The sequence below is a fragment of the Halobellus ordinarius genome (assembly GCF_031823395.1).
Lineage (GTDB): Archaea > Halobacteriota > Halobacteria > Halobacteriales > Haloferacaceae > Haloquadratum > Haloquadratum ordinarius.
Map to the genome: position 1 here is coordinate 17745 of NZ_JAVQKJ010000008.1, position 19833 is coordinate 37577.

The following is a 19833-nucleotide window of genomic DNA, read 5'->3' on the forward strand; positions in this document are numbered from 1 at the left end:
TATGACACAACATCCCACATCAGAAGAGAAGATGAATCGACTGAAGATACAGGCTCAACTTCCGATTCGAGCGGTTGGAATAGAAACTCAACGGGAACGGAAAAATTACTCAGATCTCCCCCCACAAAATTATATCCACGTCTGGTGGGCTAGGCGCCCTACCCCAGCAACCCGGCTTGGAATTTTATCCTCAGTTCTTCCGGCCGAGGTGGACAATGATTCTCTACTTAAATGGATGGGGATGAATCCATCCAACCTAACTCCCGGTTCTTCTATTGAAGAACACGTCAGAAATAAAAATAAAACCGTAGATAGTCGAGATGGATTCGTCTATGAGCATTACGGGTACAGAAAAGCATACAAAAATCTCCCTTCCGAAGAGGAATTTAAAGAACTGCATAATACTATAAAAAGTGCCTGGGGTGGAGAATTACCCACAGTTCTTGACGCTACCGCTGGTGGGGGTTCGATCCCCTTCGAAAGTGTTCGATATGAACTTCCCACTATTGCGAATGAGCTAAATCCAGTAGCTTCTGTGATACTTAAAGCAGTACTTCAACATCCTCGTGCCGGGAAAGACCTGTCTGGGGATATTGAAAAGTGGGGCAATTACATAAACGACCAGGCACGTGAAGCACTTTCTGAATATTTCCCTTCATCGACGGGAAGTGAAAAACCACTAGAATATATTTGGGCTCATACAATCACCTGCCCCGATTGTGGTTTGACTGTTCCGCTATCTCCCAACTGGTGGCTTCATAAGGAATCTGGTAGTAGCGGAATCGCTGCTCATCCGCAGATTGACGAAGAGTCTGATAGAGTAGAGTTTTCCGTAGTGAACCTTCCCAGGGATATTGAAAAGTCTGAATTCAACCCCACAGATGGTACCGTGTCATATGGAAAAGCAACATGCCCACGTTGTCAGGTAACTATTGAGACTGACGAGGTTAAGGAGCAAGCAAACTCGGGTGATATGGGGACACAACTCTACGCTGTCCATATCGAAAAGAAGACGAGTGGCGAAGAGCGGATCTTCCGTGCCCCACGAGAGGTTGACCGCGAGGCAAATGAATCTGCGAAAGAAAGTGTAGAGGGCGATCCCGAACTGGCCACTCTACTGACGACAGAAATCCCAGATGGGAAGGAAACCAAACGTCTGAAGCCGTTCGGAATAGAGAATTGGAGAGATCTTTACTCTTCCCGCCAGCTGTTAGTTCACTACACCTATTGGCAAGCATTTGAAAAAGCTAAGGAAGAAATTAGGTCGGAATACACCCAAAAAGAAGCGGAAGCAATTCTCACATATTTAGCAATTGCTGCTGACAAAGCGGTTGATTATAACTGTCGACTATCACTTTGGGATAATTCAGTACCAAAGATTGCGCACGTATTCAGTAGACATGATTTCGCTTTTGCATGGTCGTTTGCAGAAAGTAATCTCACAGTAGAGGGACTGGGCTATGATTGGGTCTTAGAGTCCACTGTAGAAGTTTATGAAGAACTTCGTGAACTGTCTGGACATAGTAATGCACCCACACAGGTATATCAGGGAGACGCTGCAGATCTACAACTCGATGACGAAAGTGTAGAAGCCGTAGTTCTTGATCCCCCCTACTATGATAACGTAATGTACGCCGAGTTATCCGACTTCTTTTATGTATGGCTAGACCAATATTTGGGAGATATTTACCCGGACTTCTTCACTGGTCAACTGACAGAAAAGGACGATGAAGCGGTTGCAAACCCGTCAAAGTTTTCGGGGATAACAGGCGAAAGCCAGTCGAAAGACGACTTAGCAAAAGATGATTATGAGAATAAGATGTCTGATATATTTGCGGATATAAATCGTGTTCTCACTAATGATGGCATATTTACTCTTATGTTCACCCATAAAAAAACAGAAGCGTGGGATACTCTTACAACTGCACTAATTGAATCAGGCTTCGTAGTTACAGCGACTCATCCCATCAGCACTGAAAATCCAAATAGTCTACATCAAGCAGGAAAGAACGCGGCTGAGAGTACTATACTTCTTGCGAGTGAAAAACGAGATAGTGAGACAGAGGACTACACCCTGTGGAGTGACATACAAAGAGAGACTCAAAAGGTTGCACGAGATAAGGCCCGTGACCTAGACGAAAGTGAGGTGGACTTTGCGAAGGTGGACGTAATCTTGGCTTCTTTCGGTCCTACACTCGAAGTCTTCACAAAGAACTACCCCGTTGTGGACGATGAGGGGGAAGAAGTAACTCCTCAGACTGCACTGGATCAAGCACGGATCGCAGTTAGAGACTATTTCATAGATAAATATCTGAATGAGGGCGTCCGCGAAGTGGATCCAAAAACGGAGTGGTATATCCTTTCATGGCTAGTTTTTGAAGCACAAAGATTCCCTTACGACGAAGCACGCCGCCTTGCTATTGGTATCGGTGAAGATCTTGACTCTCTCAAGAAACCTCATCGGATGTGGCGGAAAAGAAGTGGTGACGTACTTCTTCGGCCGCATGAGGATAGAGTCCAGGATGTGAACAAGGATTCAGATAACCGCTCTGGACGGAAACCCGTCAATCCGGACTCATTGTCATTTGCCACGTCCCTTGATAAGGTCCATGCTGCGATGCATATACTCGACGCCAAAGGGTCGACTGAAGCGTGGAACTGGCTAAATGACCGTAATTGCGGTTCCGATCCTTCATTCAAAGCAACGCTTGAGGCTCTCCTTCGTGTGCTTCCTCACGACTATGATGATTGGAAACTCGCTCGGGATCTCGCTGCTGGAGAAACCGGAGAGCTACTAGATCTCGAACTTGATGCAGATATATTCCGCGACGAAGAAGACGAGGACGGGTATCAAGGTGATCTAGACGACTTTTAGTCCAGTAACTCTTCATTGCGGAGTTTTTTTGCGCCCCGAATGCGATACGTCTTCAGTAATACCCATTGAGGTTTCAATCTCAAACGCTATTTGTCCCAAAGGAATGTGCTGCGGTCTCTATACGATCAACAGGCTATTGTGAGCATATCTCTCATCTTATGTTCGAAATCGGGATAGCTGAGCATTTCTATGGAATAATCGACGATATGAACTCTGCCCGCTTGTTTACTGTAGGGTAGGAGTGAACGCAAAACTGCCCGTCTTTTTATAATCCATACCCCTCAAAAGGTCGTAAGGAATGACGGAGCCTCTTCGTGACTACGATTGGCAGTCAATTTACGAGAGCCAACCGGGTGAGGACATCTCCTATCTCGTTGATGAGTTCTACGTCCCCGCTCTCGAACGAAGCAACCGCTACGACCGTATTGCAGGATACTTCGACAGTGGTTCGCTTGCAGCTGCTGCCAACGGAATTGAGACATTTGTTGAGAACGATGGTACGATGCGTCTCATCGTCGGTGCACAACTCCAGCCGAAGGACCGTCCCGTCTTGGAAGCCATAGCAGACGATCTCAAGGAGTCACTGGAAGAATTGGATGATGAGGATTTGGATCTCCGTCTGCAATTGCTAGCGTGGCTTCTCCGCGAGGACCGCCTCGAAATCAAAATCGCTGTGCCACAACAGGGGGACTGGGGAATCTTCCACCCGAAACTCGGTATCTTCCACGATGGCGACGATTGGATCTCGTTCGAAGGTAGCATCAACGAGACTGCTGGGGGCTGGACGCGGAACTATGAGCGTTTCAAAGTCCATCGGTCGTGGGAAAACGGGCAGTCGGACTATGTTGAGGGCGACCGGAGCTCGTTTACCCGCTTGTGGAACGATGACCACGAGTTCGTAGATGTCTATGATCTTCCAGAGGCTCTACGTGAGGAGATTATCAATTGGAAGGCACCTGATACGGATACGGAGATCCATACTGTCGTCGAGCAACTCAAAGAGCCGGATGGACCGACTGCGGCTGACAAAGGCGTCTTGCTCGCTGACGGTGCACAGGCACCCGGTGGTCTCCAACTCGCTGAGGAAGCGAGTACGATCGAACCGTGGCCGCATCAACGCGTTGTCTCTGATACGACGGTCAATACCTATCCGAACTCGTTCCTACTGTGCGATGAGGTCGGACTCGGAAAGACGATTGAGGTCGGCCTTACACTCTCTCGACTCGGGTTGACTGGAGAACTCGACAACAGCCTCGTTCTCGCACCGGCAAGCCTCGTTGTTCAGTGGCAAGAAGAACTCTGGGAGAAGTTCAATATCAATGCCTATCGGTACGAACGAGGGAGTGACTACGACTACGCTTTTATCGACTCCTTTGGACAGGAACACCCCGTTCCGGGGGCTGTTGATCTCGACATCGATGCCGATCGTCGTGACGAAGCGTGGACGACGAGTCCACTCTGGCGGTTTGTCCATACACAACAGGATGAGCCGGGACCAACAGTCGTTATTATGTCCTGGCACACGGCTCGCCTTACAGATCGGTGGGACCAGGTTGCCCCCCAAGATAACGGCACAGTTCGACGCCGTGACGATATTTCAGCCAGCTGTCGAGGGAGAGGGGTGGACGAGCGAGAGGGTGTGTGGGACGCAGTCGTGGTAGACGAGTCGCATAATGCTCGCCGAGGGAGCAATTTCTACAATCTACTTGAACGGCTCCGTGAGCACACACACTGCTACTATCTCCTCACCGCGACGCCGATGCAGTTGCATCACAGGGAGTTATACGATCTCCTGACGCTGCTTGACATTCCTGAGGAGTGGGACAACCGCGACAGTTTCGTGGAATTCTTCGAAACACGGCAAGCGCTTTCAGAAGTCTTGGACGGTGGAATCGACCTCTCCAAGCGTAAGTCCTCGGGAGAAATGTCTCAAGCAACTCTTGATGGAACCTTCCAAGATCGATTCGAGAGATCCCCGGAATACGCTGACTTCGTTCTTGAAGGACTCGTTGACGAACTTGGGCTCGAAGACGAGGGCCGGGGGGTCGCAAAACAACAATTGCTTCAGGCCTGCAATCTGGCGCGAAGCTATGGCCAGCGATACGGCAATTACCGCGAAAAAGTGGATTCGGCGATCGATGATCGTATCGATCCGTTCGGGGCTAACGAAGACAGGAAGCTCCAACGGCTCTTGTATCCAGAAACCGTCCTTGATGCAGAGATGATCATCGCATCGCGGAAGGATCGGCTGGATGCACTGGATGAACTTAGCGAGGATGGTTGGGATGTCCTACAAGACGTGTTCTCCTGGGCAACGCCCGTTGATGCCTGTATCCACCGCAACACCCGCGACACACTTCGGAAATACCAGAAGGTCGGCTTGCTTGACGAAACCGTTCCGACTCGGAAGCCTGAACGCCGCCGTATCGAGCTTAATGACGAGACGAGACGGGTATACGACCGTATCGACGAATACACTCGAACCTTCTACAAGAAGGCCCAGCAGTCAACTGAAACCGAAACTCGCGCGATCGGGTTTGTGATGACAACTTATCGCCAGCGGTTGACCAGTAGCGTCTATGCGATTTCTCAGAGCCTTTCGACGCGCCTGGATAAGCTCCGGAAACAACGGGATGTAATGGAGCGGCGGAAGCGTATTCGAGACCAGTCCGACGAAGACAGGCAGGCTGCGCTGGATACGTTGCAAGACTTCGATGAAGAGGAAATCGCTGAAATGGAAGACGCTGGTGAGAGTCTCCTTGATGTTGATCTGACGGAACTCGCTCCTAGCCTTACAGACGAAGGCATCAATCTGCTTGAAGAGGAGATCGAAGAACTGGAATCGTTCATCCATGAAGTCCAACAGATCGATGAAGACCCCAAAATGTACCAGCTCTATGACGATCTCGATATGCTTGATCGGCAGGGGCGAAACCGGATCATCGTCTTCACGCAGTATAAGGACACGATGCATTTCGTTCGTCGGAAGCTTCGCTGGAAGTACGGCGAGAATATTGCATGTTACTCCGGCGACGGGGGTGAGATGTACGACGAAGACGCAGACACATGGCGGAACGTCGGCAAGGAGCGTGTCAAACGAGAATTTGCAGACAGCGACGGTGATGTCGACATACTTATATGTACCGACTCAGCGTCTGAAGGACTTAATTTACAGGAATGTGGGGCCTTAATAAACTATGATTTGCCTTGGAATCCGATGCGCGTAGAACAACGAATCGGACGAATCGACCGTATCGGACAGCGATACGACGAGGTGATTATTCTCAACTACAGCTACGAGGATACCGTCGAGTCCGACATTTACGATCGACTTGACGATCGAATCGGTATGTTCGAGTACGTTGTTGGAAATATGCAGCCGATTCTCTCAAGCGTCGGATCCAAGATCCGTCAGGCAACGATGGAACAAGGAGTGAAGGCAGGAAGTGAGGAATACAAGCGGCTAGAACAAGACATCGAGAGCGAAATTGACGAACAAGAACAGGAAGATGACCCAGTCGAACTCAAAGATTCGTTAGCGGACCTTGACAGCGAGACGCCACTCCGCGACCAAGTCATCCGTGAAGCCCAACTTGACGCTTGGAATACGTACTCTCACCCAGATCTCGGAACTGTTGGGCATCCGGATGAAGCCCGAGACCCGGTCTTCACAGTTGAGTCTGCAGAAGCTGTATTCTTGGATAATGAGATACTAAAAGACGCAGGCATAAGTTTCGAGTCCCTCTCAGAGCTGGAAACTGAGTTTGATTTTGACGATGATAAGCACGGTGATGCTATCTACTGTCTTCGTTCATCAGACGAGGTCTCCATTGGTACGGAACCTGAAGAGGGAACCTTAGCTGAGACCATCCATACCGATCACCAGGGGATTGGAGTGACGTTTTCTGCGGAAATCGCAGATCAGTACTCGTCGCTTCGATTCCTCGCCCCGGGCAGTCCGTTATTCACACAGCTGGCACGGATTCTAATAGAAGAAGACCAGCATACAGTAGCGACTTGGGCATACGGACGTGGTGCTGACGGTATTGAAGAAACCTCTCAGAGACCCTGGTTAGTTTGTGGATGGACGGAACAAGAACAGGATACAGACCTTGTTGCCCTCTCTGACAAAGGTCGGATGGTTGAATTAGGGAAAGACGTAGAGGATTTGGAGAAGTGGGCTCAAGAATTTATAGAAACTCGGACAGCTTGAATGCTGATTGTGATTGGAAATCTTTTGTACCAAAGCTGTAAATATAGTTGCTTATATTATATTTCCTGATGACGCGGGTTCTCCATACAGCGGACATCCATCTTACTCCTGACGACCAGGAGCGAATGGACGCACTGAGAGCGCTCCTCAACCTCGCTGAGGAAGTGGAAACTGACGTTGTCACAATCGGTGGTGATCTTTTCGACCAGCCCGAAAACGTGGAACAACTTCGCACCGACTTGCGGAACGACCTTTTTTCGAATCGGCCATTCGAGATCATTCTCATTCCGGGGAACCACGATATTGAGGCGTATCGTGGTGATGTCTTCTTTGGTGACTCCTGTACCGTCATTACCGAGAAACCGTTCGGGCAATGGACTGTGTCTGATGGCGATCTCCGGATTACTGGGTTGCCGTACAGAGAACGCCCTGACGACGATCTCCTACTGTCACTCCAAGATAGGGAGCCATTCGAGGGGACAGAAGTCCTGCTCTTACACTGTAGTCTGGATGCACCGTTCGATGATTACGAGACTGGTGATGAAGGAGCGCACCGTTATTTCCCAGTCACGGAAGACCTGCTCACGGAGTTGGGGTTCGATTACTATCTTGCCGGCCACTATCACAGCCCACACCAGGTATCCTTCTCGGATGGGTCGGAGTTCACCTATCCAGGGACACCTGCGTCGACACGCACCTCTGAAACTGGCCAACGCCGTGTGAGCGTGCTTGACCCCGACGAAGGAATCAGTTTCGAACCGCTAGATACCTTCCACTACGTCTCACGCAAGTTCACGGCCACGCCGGGAGCTGAGCAGGAGTTGCTAGACGACATTCGGGCGTGGGCTCAACAGCACGTTACTGATTCTTCGGAAGCCTCGATCCACATTGACGGGTTTGTCGAGATGGACGAAGAGAAGTTCCACGACGAACTCACTGCAGCAGCTTCGCCGGCGAACGTGACGAACGAGACGCGTAACGTCGAACACATTCTATCACACCCACTGTACAGGTCGTTCGAGGCAGAAGTAGAAGAGACGGACTGGGACGACGAAACAACCGCGAAGGTGACTGAACGAACACTCGAAGTATTCAGTCAGCTCACGGCTCAGGGGGAGATCTAGTATGCGTCTCACGACAGCAGAGATCGATCGGTACGGGCCACTCTACGACTGCCGGCCGCCCTGTCAAGACGGAATCTCGGTCATATCCGGACCGAACGAGGCCGGGAAAACGCTGTATCTCGAAGCCCTGCTTCAGCTGCTTGAACCCGACGTTGCGGACGTAATGGATCCGAAACCTCGCGTGGGTCAAACACCAACGGGGCGTGTCGTCGTCGAACACAACGGCGAGCAGTACGAATGCGATGGAAAAACGTCCTTATGCGAGATTACCCAGATCGAACCGGCGCATCTACAAAGCGTGTTCGTCGTCCAGGACAACGATCTCCAACTCCCCAGCGACCAGGAGTACTACACATCGCTCATCGAGAAGCTGGGTGACATCCATACGACGGAGATCAACGCGATCCAATCAGCACTGAAAGATCGTGGACGCCTCACCAACAGACGGCTCAACATCTCCAGCGACCAATCCTATCACAACGCTGGCGATGTACACGATGAGGCAGAGACGCTTGCAGAGGAAATCCGAGACTATACTGAGGAGATCGAAGAGGAAGGATTGGATGAATTAGATGCGCGACGACTCCGTATCAAACGGGATCTTCGTGAAACGCGCAAGCAACTCGACGAACAGCAAAGAGCGAAAACCGTAGCGGAATTCGAACGCCTGTCGGAACAACTCGATACGTATCGCTCAACCAGCGACCAACTCGCCGAACTTGAAGAGTACGACCGGGACACACTTGAGGAGCTCCGCACGCTGTCGAAAGATCTGCAGCGCGATAAGGAAGACTTGCAGGAGCTCGATGATAACGTCGAGAAGAAACAGGATGAGGTCAATGAGACGGCGAAAGAGCTAGATGATCTCACCGACCAGCAGTCCGATCTCGAACGTCGTGAGTCAGCAGTTGATGAGGCACGGACTGCGTTGGAGACCTACCGAGAGCGACAGGGTGAAGCAACGGGTGCTGAACGACAAGTTGAATTAACGAGACCGGCAGCACTCGTCTCATTACTCGGTGCAGGCGGCGCAGGCGTCATCGGAGCAATCACAGGTACGCTATTAGCAATCGGGTTAGGTGTCCTACTCTTGCTCGTGTCGGCCATTAGCGGCGGCCTGTACTACCGGGCGAACAAGCGCCTTACTGGGGTTGAGACCGCCCGTGAATCTGCGGTTCAGACGGCTCGGGACGCAGGGTTCGAGGTTGAGACTGTTGATGAGGTTGCGCCTGCGATCGAAGCGTTTGAGGGTGAACTTTCGCGTATCCGCGAGCGCACAGCCAAGAAGGAACAGGAGCATCAAAACGCTCAGGAGACACTCGAAAGGCTCCAAGAAGAGAAATCGGAGCTGGAGACTCAGATTGAGGAGCAGGAGAAGGAACTCGCTGAACGGTTTGAGGAAGCTGATGTCGAGTCGATTGACGAGTTTGAAGAACAGGTCACCGCCCGTGAAGAGTTAGAACCGGACCAACAATCCGCTAAGCAGAGTCTCGTTGATCGCTTTGAGGAACCGGACGCTGACGAACCTGCGGACAAAGCGGCCGCTTGGGAGCGTGAGCTTGACGAGTTCATCAGCGATGTCGAGACAGACGAGGTTGACGCTGAAACGTACGATGAGGAGACGCTTCAGCAACTCGAAGCCCAGGTAGAGCGCCTTGAGGAGAAACGTGATGAGTTGCAGGTACGCCTTGACGAACACGACGATACGCTTGATGAATTTGACCGGCGGGCCCGGGATCTCAACACTCAACCGTTTATTGGCCGTGGTCTCGGACTAGATACGCGTTCGAAGGAAGGCCTCGAAACGCTTGCTGAGGATCTGGATTCTGTCGTCCAGCAACTCGAAGAAGATGCGGAACTGTCACGGAAAGCGTTGGAGATTTTCGGACGGATCGAGTCGCAAGAAGAACAGAAGCTATCGGAGTTATTCGACCCAGACGGTCCCGCATCCCGAACGTTCGAACAGCTAACTGGTGGTCGCTATACCCAGGTCGCATATAACCCAGAAGCTCACGATCTCGTCGTGGAGCGTCAAGATGGGCGTGAGTTCGGACCTGAAGTGCTCAGTCAGGGAACGAAGGATCAGTTGTACTTCGCAACTCGGGTATCGCTGGCACAACAACTCCTGGGGAGTACGCCTGGATTCTTACTTCTCGATGACCCGTTCCTCGCAGCGGATCCAGATCGCCTTGATCAAGGTTTTCAGACGTTGCAAGAACTGGCGAATAACGGATGGCAAATCCTCTATCTCACCGCAAAGCAAGAGGTGAGTGAAACGATGGTTGAGGAATATGATCTCAACCATACGAAAATGAATCCCCCCATCGCTGAGTAGTTAAAAAGGAACTTGGAGTGCATAGCAAGGCTCGAATTCCAAGCACCTCTCCTAAATCCTATCAACACCTATTAATTCTGTAGGGGATGGCGAACTCCTCTTCACCTGGGCAAGTATCGAGTCTCAATAGGATTAATCTAGAGTTCCGAATGGTGAGCCGGCAACCCTGCTAAGCTGCGTTTCAGCCCAGATAAGTCAGATTTTTAAAATGAATGGGGATTTTCTTTATGTCACTCACCGTTATATTCAATAACAACCATTTCACCCACGGGGAGAGTGTTGTATCCGTCAACGTCAACGAGGAGTTCCTGTACTTCGTGGGCAACGTCTGCATCTGGTCGCCCCGGGGCGATGTCACGAATTTGAATTTCGTCGTGCATTCCCCATATCTCAGACATTCTCTGGATGTTGCTGATTCTCTCTGCTAGCCAGTCAGAACCCATCTCGTCAAGGTTAACATATATAATGTATTCCATCGATCTAACAGCCTCGTCCCGGTAGTTCTGCTCTACTTCCTCGTCGTTTCGCAACATCGAAATCAGGATTTCAAGGGTTCCATCGCTGATCCAGTCGGGTTGGTCCTCGTTGTACCACATAATCATATCCTCGACTTCGTCCCAGTCGATCGGGTTGGCAATGTCGATCCCGACTGTCAAGTCATCGGTTTCGATGATTGCGTCGAACCGCTGGTTGTCGATCGTTTCCTTGTTCGCGGGGTCTGTGGTTGTTCTCGTCATAGTGTCGGTCACCGGCTCGCGCCCAAGCACGCCCACGGGAACGATCCGCGGTTTCGCCACTGATCACGTGTTTCGATTAGTTTGGTTACTCGTACGTGACGGAAACCATCGCTTCGATCGGGGTACAGTACGCGTTCGGGACTTCCTCGGTCAGTCCCATAGCGTCGCCCCACGCCTGCTTGAAGTCTTTCCCCTCGTCGTCGTCCGACTCCGAGGCGGCGCGCGCAGCCCAGTCCGTGTTGTGAGAGTCTGCAAATCGATATGTATTGCACCCTCTGCAACGATCTTCACGTCCGCATCCAACGCATCGCGGGCGGATATTAGCACGCGATGGAATCGGGCTGCGATCTTGTGGTCATCATTCTGGAGCCCACAAGGATCGTCTTTCATATGTGTATCAGCTGTTCTGACTGTTTCCACGTGTCTTGGTACGTCTTTCATTGGTTGTTCGGAATGAATTTCAATTAGATGTGGTTCAACTCCTACAGGTACTCTGAATTAAGATCACCTAGTCACTGTAGTTTTGAATCCGTTCAAGCGGTGATACACATTCCCGATCCCATTCCCACTGCTCAGGATTTTCGAGCTTGTCCTGTACATATGCTAACCCGTCTTCAACCTGCAGTGAGTGTGATCCGAGGACATTCTCGTCCATATAGATCGTCGTTTGTGATGTGGAATCCCATGTGACGGGACCATCGAAGGTAGCGAAGATGGAGAACGGTACGAGAAGCGTCTGCTCTCCTCTATCTAATGCGATCTTATGCTCTGAGCTGAACAACTGTAAGTAGTCCTCAAAGCCATCAGCTTCGCCTGTATAGACTCTGACTCTGATACTTCTCGGCCGTTCATATGTCAGCAGGTGATCAACAGTGATCGAGGCAACGTTATCGAATTCATCTATTACTTTTTCAACTACCGCTTCTAATTCGACCTCGACTACCGTATCCTCGTTTGGATCTTCTACCGCGTTGTGTGTTGTCATGGTTTGTCTCTCTAGTTTCCCTCGACAACCAGTTGCTGAATCCACTGATTCAGTCTGCGTACCGCATCTGTGCTGGACTCCAGTTGCGAGGTACATAGATCACTAACAACCCCGTACTTATAAATCTTCTACATATTTCAGTTTACTACCTTACTTACTCAAACATATTATTGTCTATATCAGGTGGAGAGCTAAGACATTCAGATTTAACTGGCTGCAGTACTATGCTTGCATATGTACGACAAACCCCTTACCGTTCCAACCGATCTTGAGATTCTTGAACTCCTTTCAACAGGAGATCGACAAACGCCTGCTAATGTAGCCGCCCATCTGGATCACGATTCACGGTATATGAGTGAAAGACTGAGAAATCTTGAGGAACGGGGATACATCCGCGATGCACCACCAGCTGACCGGAGTGGGATGTATGAACTCACTAAGCTTGGTGTGATTGCCGCGTTTCACATCCACGCATATGTGCGAGATTACCACAATACGTTCCACGCTAGAACTGAAGTTATACTTGAGAATCAACCTGAGAACACGTTCTATCCAGATCTCTTCGCAATCGACGACGCAGATCGAACTGCCCTTCACGAACTCAATAACGTGGAAGGACTTACTGTCCCGTCAGAGCTACATATCGAAATAGTCCACGACGCGGGGTATGCTCCACAAACCGCGAATGAAGCACTGTACAGTCTATTTTATCACGGACTTGCAGAACGGGTCGACAATATGGATGTCTACCGTATTACTGAACGTGGTGAGAAAGCCGTTGATCTTCTATTTGAAGATGTGACAGATCCTGTGGAACTCACCGACCGTCTCCGAGAAACATACACTGACGATGAAATGGAACGGGTCAATATCTTCGTGGATGAAGTGAGGTAGCTTGTGGGCTTCTTTGGGAGAGTCCCTCTTGATGCGCCAGATTAGGCGACCACAGTACTTGTCCTTGTGGGATGCGCGTAGTTGTCTCTTTGACCCTAGTGGCGGAGAATGAGTAGCAGAGAGGATCGATCCAAGGCAGGAAATGCGAAAAAAAGCAGTACTGACAGTAGACGCGTCTGACTCAGCGCACGACCATATCGATGTCGCGTGTGGTAGGTTCGATGAGCAGTGAATGACTTTCCGACTTTATACAACGATCCAAGAGCAATATCCCGTATGCGGTACGATTGGTTGCTGCAGCTTGCGGAAGCGACTCTTCGCGCTCGACCCCACGGGGTCGCACGCGAATGTATGCAGATGCCTCGATGTATGTACACCCCCTTCGACGCGAGCGAAACGAGGTATATAGATCGAAAGGCTGTCCGTCGGAATCACACTGATACCAGGCCAAGAACTGTTGAGCCGTTTATAAAGAATCAGTGCTCGGTCACCTTAGAACGACAGCAACTACCCTACCGTATGGACATTTGTACATAAATGGCTGACAGAACTACACTCAGACTTAGTGACGAACGGAAGCGCAAGCTGGACCGCGCCAGCGAGATCGTCGCAGGCGGGCCAGATGATGATCCGCCGATGAGTGATGTCATTGACGCAGCGCTGACGCACCTCATCGAAAGTGAAGAAAATCTACAGGGTGTCCGTGATCGCTACCCGCCGCAAGAAGTCAAAGACTGCTGTAACACGTCGGTGCTTGGACTCCGGTACCGGACTAGTATAGAATCAAATTGGCGATAACTGGCATCTCACAGCCTTTGATTCTCCATTATCTGATTGCTGTCGATAAGAATGAAATTACGTCACTGCTTCCACAACCCTTCGCTCAGATGAGGGAACAATATTTTCTGTCTTTATTTCTACTATTTCGCGTTCCCCAAGCTTTTGACTACACTCCGGTGCCATAAAGTAGATGCTATCAAGGTTTAATTCCGCTTGTGTTTCAACAGAGGCCTGCTTCTGTGGATGGCTCCAAAATAGCTCGCAGGAATAGACTTTGGCACTCCCAAAGGTATTGTGCGATTTAGGTTGCAGAATGATGGGGGCCTGAGGGGCTGTCTTTTCAAATATTTGAACAATTGATGATTTTATTTCTTCATACTCCTCTTCCGATAGAATGTCAATATGACCGTGGTCAAGTTCATTTCTGATTTTGACTAGTTGCATTCCACGGATAATATTTCGGTTAAACTCTTTCGCAATTTGATCGCGGTCTTCAAGATCAACGTCAGAAAAGTCATCCATTTGGAAAAACTGAACTAGGTCCCCCAATGTGAGGTCTTTTTCAGGATCTTGAGCGATAATCTCTTTCCAAGATGATCCGTGGACTTCTCCGTAATATTCTACTATAACTTCCAAGTATTTCTCAAATGTTGAGAAAAGCTTACTAGCCACATCTGAATAATCGCCAGTTGGACTACTGTTCTCCTTAATTTCAATCCGTTCGAGATTTCTGTGAGTGTAAATGGGGAGATAGTTTCTCCATACCGTGTCTATCGAGACTTCCGAAAGTCCTGTATCAGAAACTACTTCCTCGGAGTTATCTGGGGTGAAAGACTCGGCTACTCCGACTTTAATAAATCTTCTTAGGAGATCTTCATTTACGCCACGTGTTTTTAATCGTTGTGCAGATAGAATAGCGGTTGCTGCCGGTTTGTAGTCAAAGGAAACTGAGAGTTTCCTATTCCCTTCACTTTCGGGTTCGGATAGATTCGCAAGTATCGAGTCGATTGGAGATTTCTCAGTATTATTGAAATCATTGAGAAGATCTATCAACAACGATAGATCTGCTGCTTCATACTTAAGCTCAGAAACTGATTCTCTTATGTCTTCCAGAATTTCACTTGCTTTTTCTATATCGTCTCTAAGAAGTTCTGACTTTGCACGACATATCTTAGATCGGATACTGTGATACTGTCGTTGCTGCTCTGTAGAAACGTACTCTGAATTTTCTGCAACTTCCGAATAGCTATCAGCAGCATTATCGAAGTTCGCCTGTGTCTCTGCCAAAACTGCAGTGATATGTTCTTTGAATCCAATTGCGCGATCTCGTTCGTCATCATCGCCAAGCTGGGCATATAAACTAATAACTTCGTTTATGGCTTCAATCGCCAGTTCATAGTGCCGAGTGCTAATTCTCTGGTTTGCAAGCAGTCTAAATTGTTTAGCACGAAGGTTGGTAACCGCAGACTCTACCGAAATATCAGTCCCCTCAAACGCCTCTTCCAGTAGAGTAATCCTCTCTTTGAGGAGAGAGAGCTTGCTCCGGATTTCTTTGGAGTCTACTTCTTGAATATCGACAGAGAGAGATTGATTCTCGTCAAATTCATATTCTATGGGTCCGCCGCTCACTTCGGCAAGTGTCTTATACTGAAGAGGGGTCACCATCAAGTCGGACCGTTCCTCGTACCATTCTTCTTTCTCGTTAATAGCAACTGATAGGGCCGCTTCAAATTCGTTGATTGCATCTGATAAGTGCCCATAAGAGAGGAAGTTGAAGCCCTGGCGTAGATGCTGATTGTACTTCGATAGCTGTGCATATTTTTTGTCTCCAACTGTCGTTGACAGCTCAGCAGCACCATAATTAAGAATCGGAGCTAACTCTAGATGATCGTCTTGTTGGGTATATACTCGCGTTTTCCAGTGCAGATACCTTCCCAGTACAAACTGTAGGGTTTGGTGCGAATATTCGATAGATGGTGAGATGAGATCACGCCATAGATTAGCTGTTTCTTCAAACGTATCCCCACCAAGTTTCGCGTCTTCAATTGCATCATCATAGTCTTCAACTTCTGCTTCTGTTGCTAACTCTGTTACAGCTGAAATTGGCAGGTTTTGTTCCTCAACTTGTGACTTAGCAATATAGAACTCTAGCTGGTGATCATACAGTAGATTTGGACGTTCCTCGGCGATTTGAACTTGGTTGAGTACTTCGTATAATTCTTCAAATCTCTCGTCTTGTTCAAGATCGCGCAGAGCCAACTTGATAGCAAAATCTTCATCAACGGGTTCCAACGATTCTTGTTTGCTAAATAGCTCTAATTTCCTCTGTAAATCCTGATAACTTGTAATTCTATGATATATCCCCCCGGAATCCCCAATCATCATATTCTTAAAAAATTGTGCACGAGTACTGCCAATTGTTGCACCGTATTGGTAATTCATACTTGATAAATCAGACATTAGTGCAACGAAGGATTTGAAGTCCAGAACTCGACGGGCTTCTGTGGTAAAGTCAAAAAGAAAATCTGGAGAATTACCTTGATAGAGTTCCGAAATTCTGTCCCAGACCTCTTGCTGCTGGCCCTTTTCAATAACATCAGTACATAATTCGAGCTTCTGGGCGGAGAGAAGACTGATATGTGTCAAATCGTACCTCACATCTTCTTGCTTATTACCAGGAACCCACGGAGAGAGTTGTATACCTAATTCGGTTTGATCATCTTCTGAAAACACCTTGAGCGTTGTGTGAAGATCACCCTCTTCATTTGCGGTGACAAAGCTAGGTTCGACAGCTTGGGCTTCCCGAGGTTGAATCAAAAATTTTGGAGAATCACCACTTTCAGCGGCCACAGATATATTCAAATCTAGAGTGAGTTCTATCCCATCTTCATCAGTAATATCTTCTAATGAAAATGAGATCTCATACTCTCCATTGAGATTATGCAGGTAGCCCTGCTGATTGAACATGGAACAGTATCTACTGACCCATACAACGAGAAAGTTTGGGATGGTTGAATTGGATACTTAACGAACCATATATATCGTGCACTAGTTGGTCAAAAGAACGCTCACTATGCGAACCGATGATTATTGTGGCATAGCTACAGAGGAATATTTTGCCAAAATCCCATCTAATACTCGGTGCAGGCTGTGACTTCACTAGGTTTCTTTGGGTGCCCATCCAAGCCGAGATTCCAAAGCTCAGTCATATCGACAAGCATCCCCACGGTCATTAACTTCTCAGCCGCCCTTTGAAGATCAGAAACCTTCCGGTCTTGAAGACCCCAATAATCATCAGACCTTCTTCGACAAGAAATGCGTTTTCGGCTACTATCGATTCGAATCTGACGATCCTCTGGATGGTCAATTACGATGTCGTGCCGTTGGTCAAGTTCGTGCGAGGGCTCCCACGGCTCGTCTACACACTCAAGAAATGACTCGTATTCTGTCTCTGTGTATGGAGAGGGATGGTTGGACATGCGTATTGATTTTTTAGTCACGCTCACAAGAAAAGGGCCGCATATCGAAAACAGCAGCAAATTATGTTCGGGCGACAGAGTAATTCTCTTCTCGACATTTAGTCTTGGAGCCGACTGTCAGTGGTAGATGGACATACACTTTTCAGTTAGCCCTCTTCATCTCAGGTTATGATAGGGAAGAAAGCCAAGATCGGCATCCTCGGGGTTTTGGCGCTGATCGGTATTGCAGTTGCAATCCCGAGTGGGCTAACCTCACTAGTCGTCACGGGGATAGCTGTTGTTGGAATTGCCGTGGTTCTAATCACGTCCGTATTGCGATGAGCGACAAAGACGACAAAAGCGGGATCAGAGAAGCACTCGCCCAAGGGCTAGATCGGGACACGTCTGAGGTAAGTAACGTTCTTTCCGCTCTCAAGGACACGCCACTGAATTATCTAGAGTTAGTTCAGGAAGGTGCCGCGTTCCTCAAAGAGCTCGCTCTCACTGAAACCCCTAATGACCCCGAGGAAATCAGTGAACTCAGTCGAGACGAGATTGTATTTGCGACCTATCGAGCAAACTTTTTCGAAAAAATCCGGATGCCGGCACTCGATGACGAGCAGCTCGAACATCTCCTTATGCGAGCCCATGAGTTGTGGGGAGAATCTCCGAGCGAACCTAGGGGCCGGTGGGTTGACTGGTGCTTATGGACTCACCTTCACAGACGGCAGAATGGTGTGCCGATTTCTGAAGTGGTTGCTGGTGACAGGACTGCTGAGGATTTGAAGCAATCTTGGATCGACCGCCACCAAGCGCGCGAAGAACGGCGGCGGTTACAGAAGGTAGACAATTATGATCGATACGAAACCCCCGAAGAGGTTCCGAAATCGGTGCATCAAATCATTATGAGTCCGTTTATTGAGGAAGAAGGGATGGTGGAAGTCGAGATCGAGTCCGATAGTCCCACCCAAGAGGTATCCGAGGATCAGTAAACGACTCTACCCGAAGCAATCGTCATACTTCGCCGGTAGGATCTCGCGCGCGGACAAGAGATAGCCTGCTGCCGGCACATCCAACGACCCAACAATTATGACCGATGCGCGTGAGTTTGGATGTACGCGAACCGCCGGACGGCACCGGCCTCATCGGGAAACGTTCGATCATCGAACGAAATCAAATCTGGCATCCAAAGTCGGTTTATAAGGAACCCGACGCTGTCTGTCGGATGTTGGTCGTTCGAAAATCGGATGGGCGCTGCAGGATTTGAACCCGCGACAACTTGGTCCGAAGCCAAGCACTCTGTCCAAACTGAGCTAAGCGCCCTCGCTCGCAGATACCGGGATACGGTAATTTAAACCCACGGATTCGCCCCGGACGAGTCCGCGTCCTTTATCTCGAAGCCGCGGAACGGACGACCTATGGAAAGCGGCGGAACGGTCGGAACAGAAACTGCCCGGGGTCTCCTCGAACTCACACGCCCGGGGAACGCCATCGCCGCCGGCGTACTCACTTTCACCGGCGCGTTCGTGGCCGCGGGATTCGCTTCGAGACCGCTCGCTGTCGTTGCCGCCGTCCTCGCAACCGTCTTCGCGACAGCGGCGGGGAACGCGGTGAACGACTACTTCGACCGTGAGATCGACCGCCTCAATCGCCCGGAACGTCCGATACCGCGCGGTGCCGTCACTGCACGCGAAGCACTCGGTTTCAGCGTTGCACTCTTCCTCGGTGCCGTGGCCGCCGCGGTCGTGCTCCCGATCCTCGCGATCGCCATCGCCGTAATCAACCTCCTCGCGCTCGTGGCGTACACGGAGTTGTTCAAAGGCCTGCCAGCAGTCGGCAACGTCGTCGTCGGCTATCTGACCGGTTCGACGTTCCTATTCGGGGCTGCGGCAGTCGGCCAACTGGATCAGCCGGCCGTGCTCGTGCTGTTCGCCCTCGCCGGATTGGCGACGGTGACACGAGAGATCGTCAAAGACGTCGAGGATCTCGCGGGCGACCGCGAAGAAGGGCTTCGGACGCTCCCGCTGGTCGTCGGCGAATCGACGGCCCTCCGGATCGCCGGCGCTATTTTGGCCGTTGCCGTCGCGGCCAGTGTCACTCCGTACCTGATGGGAACCTTCGGAGTCCTCTATCTGGCGCTCGTCGTGCCTGCCGACGGGGTGATGCTCTCGGCAGTCGTTCGATCCTTCGCTGACGCCTCGCTCGCCCAGCAGCGACTAAAACGCGGGATGTTTCTCGCGACGGCGGCGTTCGTCGTCGGTCGGGCGGTCGAAGTTGTCGGCGGAGTCCCGGGAAACTGATATTGTCGGCTGTACGACTGCGAAGAATATCGCGACTCCGGGGTCGCGAATCTCTTGCAATAGTTACAGCCGACAGTATGACATTCGACTGGCGGACCGCCGATCCGTCGACTGATCGTGCCACCTTTCGTT

General features: G+C 50.0%; 12 protein-coding genes and 1 tRNA gene. 9 read left to right on the forward strand and 4 right to left on the reverse strand.

Features of this window, described 5'->3' with window-relative positions:
• Position 1 precedes the first annotated feature (1 nt).
• From RJT48_RS12655 to RJT48_RS12670, 4 genes are all read left to right on the forward strand, one after another.
• On the forward strand, positions 2-2875 hold the full coding sequence (locus RJT48_RS12655) for a DUF1156 domain-containing protein (protein WP_311172663.1): 2874 nt from the start codon (positions 2-4) through the stop codon (positions 2873-2875).
• A gap of 298 nt (positions 2876-3173) precedes the next feature.
• Positions 3174-7088, forward strand: a complete 3915-nt coding sequence (locus tag RJT48_RS12660; RefSeq protein WP_311172664.1) for a helicase-related protein — start codon at positions 3174-3176, stop codon at positions 7086-7088.
• 68 nt (positions 7089-7156) lie between these two features.
• Positions 7157-8212, forward strand: a complete 1056-nt coding sequence (locus RJT48_RS12665) for a metallophosphoesterase family protein (RefSeq protein WP_311172665.1) — start codon at positions 7157-7159, stop codon at positions 8210-8212.
• Between the two features lies 1 nt (position 8213).
• Complete coding sequence (locus RJT48_RS12670; RefSeq protein WP_311172666.1) at positions 8214-10547, forward strand: ATP-binding protein; 2334 nt, start codon at positions 8214-8216, stop codon at positions 10545-10547.
• Positions 10548-10777: 230 nt separating this feature from the next.
• Here RJT48_RS12670 and RJT48_RS12675 read toward each other — a convergent pair whose 3' ends face one another.
• Both RJT48_RS12675 and RJT48_RS12680 read right to left on the reverse strand, forming a co-directional pair.
• Complete coding sequence (locus tag RJT48_RS12675) at positions 10778-11344, reverse strand: hypothetical protein (protein ID WP_311172669.1); 567 nt, start codon at positions 11342-11344, stop codon at positions 10778-10780.
• A 448-nt stretch (positions 11345-11792) separates the two neighbouring features.
• The gene (locus RJT48_RS12680; RefSeq protein ID WP_311172670.1) at positions 11793-12365 is read right to left on the reverse strand and encodes a hypothetical protein; all 573 of its coding nucleotides are present in this window, start codon (positions 12363-12365) and stop codon (positions 11793-11795) included.
• A 138-nt stretch (positions 12366-12503) separates the two neighbouring features.
• On the opposite strand from RJT48_RS12680, the gene RJT48_RS12685 reads away from it, so the two are divergent.
• Together RJT48_RS12685 and RJT48_RS20640 are read left to right on the forward strand one after the other, a co-directional pair.
• Positions 12504-13163, forward strand: a complete 660-nt coding sequence (locus tag RJT48_RS12685) for a winged helix-turn-helix transcriptional regulator (RefSeq protein ID WP_311172671.1) — start codon at positions 12504-12506, stop codon at positions 13161-13163.
• A gap of 537 nt (positions 13164-13700) precedes the next feature.
• The gene (locus tag RJT48_RS20640) at positions 13701-13961 is read left to right on the forward strand and encodes a DUF7386 family protein (RefSeq protein ID WP_345784751.1); all 261 of its coding nucleotides are present in this window, start codon (positions 13701-13703) and stop codon (positions 13959-13961) included.
• A 57-nt stretch (positions 13962-14018) separates the two neighbouring features.
• Here the strand turns inward: RJT48_RS20640 and RJT48_RS12690 are convergent, their stop codons facing one another.
• Complete coding sequence (locus RJT48_RS12690) at positions 14019-16910, reverse strand: hypothetical protein (RefSeq protein WP_311172672.1); 2892 nt, start codon at positions 16908-16910, stop codon at positions 14019-14021.
• Positions 16911-17590: 680 nt separating this feature from the next.
• On the opposite strand from RJT48_RS12690, the gene RJT48_RS12695 reads away from it, so the two are divergent.
• Positions 17591-17743, forward strand: a complete 153-nt coding sequence (locus tag RJT48_RS12695; RefSeq protein WP_311172673.1) for a hypothetical protein — start codon at positions 17591-17593, stop codon at positions 17741-17743.
• A complete protein-coding gene (locus tag RJT48_RS12700; RefSeq protein ID WP_311172675.1) occupies positions 17740-18393 on the forward strand; it encodes a hypothetical protein in 654 nt (217 codons plus the stop codon). Before RJT48_RS12695 ends, RJT48_RS12700 begins: the two co-directional genes overlap by 4 nt.
• Before the next feature lie 256 nt (positions 18394-18649).
• On the opposite strand, the gene RJT48_RS12705 is transcribed toward RJT48_RS12700, so the two are convergent.
• Positions 18650-18724 (reverse strand) — tRNA-Arg (locus RJT48_RS12705).
• Between the two features lie 95 nt (positions 18725-18819).
• Here RJT48_RS12705 and RJT48_RS12710 point away from each other — a divergent pair.
• The gene (locus RJT48_RS12710) at positions 18820-19701 is read left to right on the forward strand and encodes a geranylgeranylglycerol-phosphate geranylgeranyltransferase (RefSeq protein ID WP_311172677.1); all 882 of its coding nucleotides are present in this window, start codon (positions 18820-18822) and stop codon (positions 19699-19701) included.
• Positions 19702-19833 lie beyond the last annotated feature (132 nt).

Bases quoted from the DNA above. Each gene is read 5' to 3' on its own strand.
- RJT48_RS12655 (WP_311172663.1), top strand. From the start codon at position 2: ATGACACAACATCCCACATCAGAAGAGAAGATGAATCGACTGAAGATA.
- RJT48_RS12660 (WP_311172664.1), top strand. From the start codon at position 3,174: ATGACGGAGCCTCTTCGTGACTACGATTGGCAGTCAATTTACGAGAGC.
- RJT48_RS12665 (WP_311172665.1), top strand. From the start codon at position 7,157: ATGACGCGGGTTCTCCATACAGCGGACATCCATCTTACTCCTGACGAC.
- RJT48_RS12670 (WP_311172666.1), top strand. From the start codon at position 8,214: ATGCGTCTCACGACAGCAGAGATCGATCGGTACGGGCCACTCTACGAC.
- RJT48_RS12680 (WP_311172670.1), bottom strand. From the start codon at position 12,365: ATGTACCTCGCAACTGGAGTCCAGCACAGATGCGGTACGCAGACTGAA.
- RJT48_RS12685 (WP_311172671.1), top strand. From the start codon at position 12,504: ATGTACGACAAACCCCTTACCGTTCCAACCGATCTTGAGATTCTTGAA.
- RJT48_RS20640 (WP_345784751.1), top strand. From the start codon at position 13,701: ATGGCTGACAGAACTACACTCAGACTTAGTGACGAACGGAAGCGCAAG.
- RJT48_RS12690 (WP_311172672.1), bottom strand. From the start codon at position 16,910: ATGTTCAATCAGCAGGGCTACCTGCATAATCTCAATGGAGAGTATGAG.
- RJT48_RS12695 (WP_311172673.1), top strand. From the start codon at position 17,591: ATGATAGGGAAGAAAGCCAAGATCGGCATCCTCGGGGTTTTGGCGCTG.
- RJT48_RS12700 (WP_311172675.1), top strand. From the start codon at position 17,740: ATGAGCGACAAAGACGACAAAAGCGGGATCAGAGAAGCACTCGCCCAA.
- RJT48_RS12710 (WP_311172677.1), top strand. From the start codon at position 18,820: ATGGAAAGCGGCGGAACGGTCGGAACAGAAACTGCCCGGGGTCTCCTC.